This window comes from Aquidulcibacter sp. (assembly GCF_020253525.1).
Classification (GTDB): domain Bacteria; phylum Pseudomonadota; class Alphaproteobacteria; order Caulobacterales; family Aquidulcibacteraceae; genus Aquidulcibacter.
The window spans coordinates 1-3,783 of the sequence record NZ_JADCBK010000137.1 but is presented as its reverse complement, the minus strand read 5'-3'; the positions used below and the strand labels follow the sequence as shown (position 1 = coordinate 3,783).

Genomic DNA, 3,783 nt, shown 5'->3' with positions numbered 1-3,783 from the left:
TGGTAGAGTCGGGATGTGGCGCGGTAGCAGGAGGTTTTGCATAGCGGTTGCCGTCCCTTTCGTCTGACGGTGCCTCAATAGCCAACCATAACCCCGTTTCCACATCCCTCTCATCGAACCGGACTTGCAGATCTCCCGCATCCGGCTCTCGGACAAGAGCTCACGCCTACGCCCACGCCACGCTGCGCCCTCGTGCTGCCAGACGTACGAGACCGTAGTACCCGTAAAGGTGCGAGAGTGGATACGTCCCGCCCTTGCGTCGCCTGACCTTGTACTTGCTGCGCAACCACCGACGCAACCGTGTCGCCGTGTAGTTGTCGAGCGCTCGATAAGCGCGGCTGACCGTCCCTACACTGAAGTAGTTCGCCCAGCCGCCTAGCGTGCGGTTCAACTTCCGCACCAGCTCCTCGGTATGCTGCCAGCCCCTGTTCAGCTCGGTCAGCGCATGGACCTTCTCGACCATGCGCCGGATGCTTTTCTTCGACGGCCACTGAGCCACGCGTGGCTTTCCCGTTGTCGCCGAATACCGCCTGCCAAACGTGTATCCCAGAAAGTCGAACGTCTCTTCCGGTACCTTACAGAGTCGTGTCTTGTCCTCATTCACCGTCAGCTTCAGTTTCCCCATGATCGCCCGCATCCATTGCAGGGCTTCTTCCGCCTTGCCGTGTTTGCACAAAATCACTAGGTCGTCTGCGTAGGTGACGATACAACTGCCCAGACGTCGCTCCAGCCCCAGCTTCTTCCACATCAACACAAACCGTCGCATATACAAATTCGACAGCAGTGGCGAGATGGGGGAGCCTTGCGGAATACCCCGACCCTTGTCCTTGGCCTCAGTGGTTCGTGTCTTCCGCCCGCGCTGGTCGGTTTCTTCAACAGCGCACACAAGCCACATCTTGATCAGATGCATCACACGCCGATCCACAATGCGTCGCGCAAGCGACTGCATCAGTTCGGCGTGCGGAATGCTGCCAAAGTAGTCCGCGAGGTCGGCGTCCACGACTTCCGTCTGGCCGCGGTGCAGCCGTTCTCCCACGTCATTGACTGCCTGCTGGGCATTGCGGCCCGGCCGGTAGGCATACTGCTCGGCGGGAAGGTCGGCTTCGAAGATCGGCTCCAGCACAAGCATTGCTGCTGTCATGCAGGTGCGATCCTTCAGGGTCGAGATACCCAGCGGCCGAAGCTTGCCATTGGGTTTCGGTATAAACACTCTTCGTATTGGTTCCGGTCGATAGCGCTCCTCCCGGAGGGCCTGCGCCAGTTCCGCCAACCATCGCTCGACGCCATACGCTTCGACATCCGCAAAGTCCTGTCCATCCAAACCCGGTGCACCCTTGTTCGAGCGGCACTGGGCGTAGGCATGAGCCAGAATGTCCTTGCGGTAAATCTTGTCGTACAGCGCGTAGAAACGATAGTCGGCTTCTGACTTCGCTTTCGCGTGTAACGCCATCTGCAGTTTCTGAACACCAATCGGAGTTGATAGGTTACCCAATCTCCACGTCCTCGCTACGTCTTGCGTCTGTCTTGAACCAAGGCCCCTTCCCTCCACCGGCATTACTCGGCTTCAACGGTACTACGGGCCTCTCCGCCACCCCACCGCGCCCGAACCTGCTCTCACGAGCGTTCGGTTGGCCATCCCTGGCCACGACGTGGGGTTTCCCGTGTTGCGCGCGCTTTCCTTGTGTACATGCTGTTGCCACTACCCCGGCGCAGCGACTGGGCCTACTACCTTGCTCATTGACACCCACTCGTATCAGCCTTCCCCGAAAGGGTCGTCGGGTCGGCCTGCACATCGTCCTTTTCGAGGCTTGCTCAGCATTCACTCGCGTTACGGCCTGCACACTCGCGCTGTCACCAATTCGTGACACTCTTTACCCGAAGGCTTCAGCCATTTTGTTACCTCCATGACTGCTCCGGTTGCTTCCGGCTGGAGCATTTCGCCGGGTGGGGCTTACACCCACAAGAAAGCGCCGCCTTTGCACGGCGCACACCCATTGCGGTCATTCGATTTTCCCGAAAGCGGACATAGCGGCTAGTCTATTCGCTGCTACTTAACGACAACCTTCGTGAATTTGTACCTCTTTGATTGAAGGTATTGATCCGGCAATATTTAACTTGAAATATTGTATAGTGCCATCATATAGGGATGATGGAAACCATCGACATGAGAAAACTGACACGGGAAGCCCGACATGAGCGGCGCGTGCAAGTCATTCGGCTGCGCAAAGCGGGTCGTACCTATGACGAAATTGCCACTCTGACGGGTCTGAGTCGCACGGGCGTGTTTGACATCTGCAAACGCCACGCGGCATCGGGGTCTTCTGCGTTGCACGACGCAGCGGGCGGGCGCAAGCTTGGTGAGCAACGTCTGCTCAGTCCTGCGCAAGAGGCCTTGGTGCAAAAGCTCATTGCCGACAAGACGCCCGATCAACTCAAAATGCCCTACGCGCTGTGGAGCCGTGCGGCGGTAGCCGAACTCATCGAGCAGCGCTTTGGATTGAAGCTCAAGGTCCGCACCATGGGCATGTACCTGCAGCGCTGGGGCTTTACGCCGCAAAAGCCCATGCGCAAGGCCTACGAGCAGTCGCCTGCGGCAGTAAAGAAGTGGCTGGATGAGGATTACCCGGCGCTTGCGCAGCGAGCCCGGGCTGAAGGTACTGAGATTCACTGGGGTGATGAGAGTGGGCTGCGCAGCGACGATGTGCGCGGTCGCAGTTACGCACCCCGGGGCGAAACGCCCGTGGTGCGCGTACCCAACAAACGCCATGGACTGTCCATCATCTCTACGGTGACCAACAAGGGGCAGATGCGCTGGCGCATATTTGATGGGGCGCTGAACTCGACGATCCTTATCGACTTCTTCAAGCGCCTGATCAAGGGACAAAAGAAGAAAGTGTTCCTGATTCTGGACAACCTGCGGGTGCACCATAGCAAGCCGGTAAAGCATTGGTTGGCTCAACACGCTGAGTACATCGAGGTGTTCTACCTGCCCAGTTACAGCCCCGAGCTCAACCCTGACGAAATGGCCAATGCCGACCTCAAGCAGGCGGTGACGAAGCTGGCACCGGCGCGAACCAAGCTGCAACTGGTCAAGGCCACCGCACGCCACTTGCGCAGCGTGCAGCGTCAACCGCAGCGGATCAAGAAATACTTCGAGCATGATCCGGTTCGTTATGCTGCTTGATTCAAGTACATTAATGCCGACTCAATAAAACACTGTTTTTGTTGCGGGAATGGGTAGGCTGATTTGAATACGGAACCCGCCCTGTGCCATATTTTCAGCATGTACTGTGCCGCCGTGCGCCTGAACTGCACTTAGTGTTATCGCAAGTCCAAGTCCGTAGCCTTCTCCTTCGCTGGTCGTGCTGCGGACAAAGGGGTCGAAAATACTTAACAGTTCGTCTTCAGGTACACCTTTACCCAAATCCTCCGCGTCTATTTTAACTGCCTGATCTTTGATACTAGCGCGAAGAGTGATGATTGAATTTTTCGGAGCATAACGTAGGGCATTCTGAACTACATTACTTAGTGCGCGATGAAGTAATTCATGATGAATCATTAAACTCAAATTGGCAGGACAATCAATTTTGATCGTGCATTTTTTTTCTGTGGCTTCAAAACGTGCATCGTCAGAAATGGCGAGTAATAACTCATCAATATTGATGAGTTCAGAGGGGTCGATGATTTTTTCCGATTTCAGTCGGGCGAGTGTGAGTAATTCGTTCACGAGCGTATTCATCTGTTCAATATCTGCAACCGCACGTGTCGTTAATTCGGTTTGAT

General features: G+C 56.0%; 3 protein-coding genes. 1 reads left to right on the top strand and 2 read right to left on the bottom strand.

What is annotated here, in order from left to right:
* Positions 1-166 precede the first annotated feature (166 nt).
* Positions 167-1,450, bottom strand: a complete 1,284-nt coding sequence (gene ltrA, locus IOB61_RS14590) for a group II intron reverse transcriptase/maturase (protein ID WP_290818254.1) — start codon at positions 1,448-1,450, stop codon at positions 167-169.
* 699 nt (positions 1,451-2,149) lie between these two features.
* On the opposite strand from ltrA, the gene IOB61_RS14585 reads away from it, so the two are divergent.
* On the top strand, positions 2,150-3,184 hold the full coding sequence (locus tag IOB61_RS14585; protein ID WP_290818257.1) for an IS630 family transposase: 1,035 nt from the start codon (positions 2,150-2,152) through the stop codon (positions 3,182-3,184).
* A 21-nt stretch (positions 3,185-3,205) separates the two neighbouring features.
* Here the strand turns inward: IOB61_RS14585 and IOB61_RS14580 are convergent.
* The coding region (locus IOB61_RS14580; protein ID WP_290818251.1) for an ATP-binding protein at positions 3,206-3,783 on the bottom strand (578 nt) is incomplete at its 5' end.